The following is a 3,718-nucleotide window of genomic DNA, read 5'->3' as shown; positions in this document are numbered from 1 at the left end:
GTCCCTGGTGCGGCTGAGGGAGAATGTGAGCACCCTGTTGGGTCCTGAAGGAACAACCGTTGTGTTGTTGTTTCAGAGACGCGCCGGCCCTCCTTGGTGGGGGCTGGGAGTCTGCCAGGCATGGCCTGGCTCCACATACCGCCAACTTCTGGTTGGGTTTGGTGTGGGGCGGATCGGGTTGTGGGTTGGTCGTTTGTTGAGAATTGCACAGTGGACGCGAGCATCTTTGTGGTCAAGTTGTCAAGGGCGAACGGTGAATGCCTTGGCACCAGGAGCCGATGAAGGACGTGGGAGGCCGCGATAGGCCTGGGGGAGCTGTCAACCAAGCTGTGATCCCAGGGTGTCCGAATGGGGAAACCTGGCACCAGTCATGTGGTGTCACCCACACCTGAACACATAGGGTGTGTGGAGGGAACGCGGGGAAGTGAAACATCTCAGTACCCGTAGGAAGAGAAAACAATTTAGTGATTCCGTGAGTAGTGGCGAGCGAAAGCGGATCGAGGCTAAACCGGCTGCGTGTGATACCTGTCAGGGGTTGCGTGGTCGGGGTTGTGGGACCCTGCTGAACAAGCTGACACTTGTTCGAGAAGTTACAAAGTCAGTGGCTAGTCGAACAGTCTGGAATGGCTGACCGTAGACGGTGAGAGTCCGGTAGGTGAAAGTTGCTGACCTTCTGTGGGTGTTCCCGAGTAGCGGCGGACCCCTGAAATCTGCCGTGAATCTGCCAGGACCACCTGGTAAGCCTAAATACTTCCTGGTGACCGATAGCGGACAAGTACCGTGAGGGAATGGTGAAAAGTACCCCGGGAGGGGAGTGAAATAGTACCTGAAACCGTTCGCCTACAATCCGTCGGAGCCTTGCGGGGTGACGGCGTGCCTTTTGAAGAATGAGCCTGCGAGTTAGTGGCATGTGGCGAGGTTAACCCGTGTGGGGGAGCCGTAGCGAAAGCGAGTCTGAATAGGGCGATTCAGTCGCGTGTCCTAGACCCGAAGCGGAGTGATCTAGCCATGGGCAGGCTGAAGCGCGGGTAAGACCGCGTGGAGGGCCGAACCCACCAATGTTGAAAAATTGGGGGATGACCTGTGGTTAGGGGTGAAAGGCCAATCAAACTCCGTGATAGCTGGTTCTCCCCGAAATGCATTTAGGTGCAGCGTCGCGTGTTTCTTGCCGGAGGTAGAGCACTGGATGGTCTAGGGGGCCCACAAGCTTACCGAAATCAGCCAAACTCCGAATGCCGGTAAGTGAGAGCGCGGCAGTGAGACTGCGGGGGATAAGCTTCGTAGTCGAGAGGGAAACAGCCCAGATCACCAGCTAAGGCCCCTAAGCGTGTGCTAAGTGGAAAAGGATGTGGGGTCGCATAGACAACCAGGAGGTTGGCTTAGAAGCAGCCACCCTTTAAAGAGTGCGTAATAGCTCACTGGTCAAGTGGTTCCGCGCCGACAATGTAGCGGGGCTCAAGCACACCGCCGAAGCTGTGGCATTCACATTTTATCCTCGCTTGGACGTGATTCCTTGTGCAGGTGTGTGGATGGGTAGGGGAGCGTCGTGCCGCGAGTGAAGCAGCGGGGTGACCCAGTTGTGGACGCGGCACGAGTGAGAATGCAGGCATGAGTAGCGAAAGAAGGGTGAGAAACCCTTCCGCCGGATGACCAAGGGTTCCAGGGCCAGGCTAATCCGCCCTGGGTGAGTCGGGACCTAAGGCGAGGCCGAGAGGCGTAGTCGATGGACAACGGGTTGATATTCCCGTACCCGCGAAAGAGCGTCCCTGATGAACCTCGTTGTGCTAACCACCCGAACTTGATGACGTCTTCGGACTGAGTTGAGGGAGCGTGGGAACCTGATGGGTAGTAGTCAAGCGATGGGGTGACGCAGGAAGGTAGCTGAGCCCGGCCGGTGGTTGTGCCGGGGTAAGCGTGTAGGCCGTGTTGTAGGCAAATCCGCAACACATGAAGGCTGAGACGTGATGCCGAGCCGATTCAGGTGAAGTCAGTGATCCTATGCTGCCGAGAAAAGCCTCTAGCGAGTTCTTAGCGGCCCGTACCCCAAACCGACACAGGTGGTCAGGTAGAGAATACCGAGGCGATCGGGCGAACTGTGGTTAAGGAACTCGGCAAATTGCCCCCGTAACTTAGGGAGAAGGGGGGCCGGAGACGTGAAGCCCCGCGCGGGTGGAGCGTTGTATGGCCGCAGAGAGCAGGGGGAAGCGACTGTTTACTAAAAACACAGGTCCATGCGAAGAAGTAATTCGATGTATATGGACTGACGCCTGCCCGGTGCTGGAACGTTAAGGGGACCTGTTAGCTCTTCGGGGCGAAGCGGAGAACTTAAGCGCCAGTAAACGGCGGTGGTAACTATAACCATCCTAAGGTAGCGAAATTCCTTGTCGGGTAAGTTCCGACCTGCACGAATGGCGTAACGACTTCCCCACTGTCTCAACCACAGGCCCGGCGAAATTGCAGTACGAGTAAAGATGCTCGTTACGCGCGGCAGGACGGAAAGACCCCGGGACCTTTACTATAGCTTGACATTGGTACTCGAATTAGCTTGTGTAGGATAGGTGGGAGCCGGTGAAGTCCATACGCCAGTATGGGTGGAGGCAATCTTGAAATACCACTCTGGTTGATTTGGGTATCTAACTTCGGACCGTTATCCGGTTCAGGGACAGTGTCTGGTGGGTAGTTTAACTGGGGCGGTTGCCTCCTAAAAGGTAACGGAGGCGCCCAAAGGTTCCCTCAGCCTGGTTGGCAATCAGGTGTTGAGTGCAAGTACACAAGGGAGCTTGACTGTGAGACTGACAGGTCGAGCAGGGACGAAAGTCGGGACTAGTGATCCGGCACTTGCGAGTGGAAGCGGTGTCGCTCAACGGATAAAAGGTACCCCGGGGATAACAGGCTGATCTTCCCCAAGAGTCCATATCGACGGGATGGTTTGGCACCTCGATGTCGGCTCGTCGCATCCTGGGGCTGTAGCAGGTCCCAAGGGTTGGGCTGTTCGCCCATTAAAGCGGTACGCGAGCTGGGTTTAGAACGTCGTGAGACAGTTCGGTCCCTATCCGCCGTGCGCGTAGGATACTTGAGAAGGGCTGTCCCTAGTACGAGAGGACCGGGACGGACGAACCTCTGGTGTGCCAGTTGTCCTGCCAAGGGCACGGCTGGTTAGCTACGTTCGGAAGGGATAACCGCTGAAAGCATCTAAGCGGGAAGCCTGCTTCAAGATGAGGTATCCCACCCACCTTGGTGGGGTAAGGCCCCCAGCTAGACGACTGGGTTGATAGGCCGGAAATGTAAGCCCGGTAACGGGTTCAGTTGACCGGTACTAATAGGCCGAGGACTTGACTACTAAGCTGCTACGCGTCCACTGTGCAACTCTGAACAAGCGAACACCCGTGATTGTGTGCCGGGGTTGTTTGATATGTTCATAGAGTTACGGCGGTCATGGCGGAGGGGAAACGCCCGGTTACATTCCGAACCCGGAAGCTAAGCCCTCCAGCGCCGATGGTACTGCACTCGTGAGGGTGTGGGAGAGTAGGACGCCGCCGGACAATCTTCCAGAGAAGCCCACCCCAATTCGGGGTGGGCTTCTCTGCGTCTCCGCCCCTTTTTCCGGGGGTCATCAGGGTCCCTGAACCCGGAGACCCGTCAAGGTCACGCTCGATCCTGGTTGTAGTCGTTTCGTGGTGTGTGGAGACCACTACATCCAGGATGTTGCACGATCTTG

2 rRNA genes are annotated in these 3,718 nt (G+C 56.8%); both read left to right on the top strand.

What is annotated here, in order from left to right:
• Nucleotides 1–230: 230 nt before the first annotated feature.
• Nucleotides 231–3,340, top strand: a 23S ribosomal RNA gene (locus AB0B68_RS32020).
• 85 nt (nt 3,341–3,425) lie between these two features.
• Nucleotides 3,426–3,542: ribosomal RNA gene (rrf, locus tag AB0B68_RS32015) — 5S ribosomal RNA — on the top strand.
• The last annotated feature ends 176 nt before the right edge of the window (nt 3,543–3,718 follow it).

Origin of the sequence: Micromonospora sp. NPDC049049 (assembly GCF_040649115.1) — a bacterium.
GTDB lineage: Bacteria > Actinomycetota > Actinomycetes > Mycobacteriales > Micromonosporaceae > Micromonospora.
The sequence above is the reverse complement of the archived record's forward strand: the minus strand, read 5'-3'. Positions and strand labels throughout refer to the sequence as shown.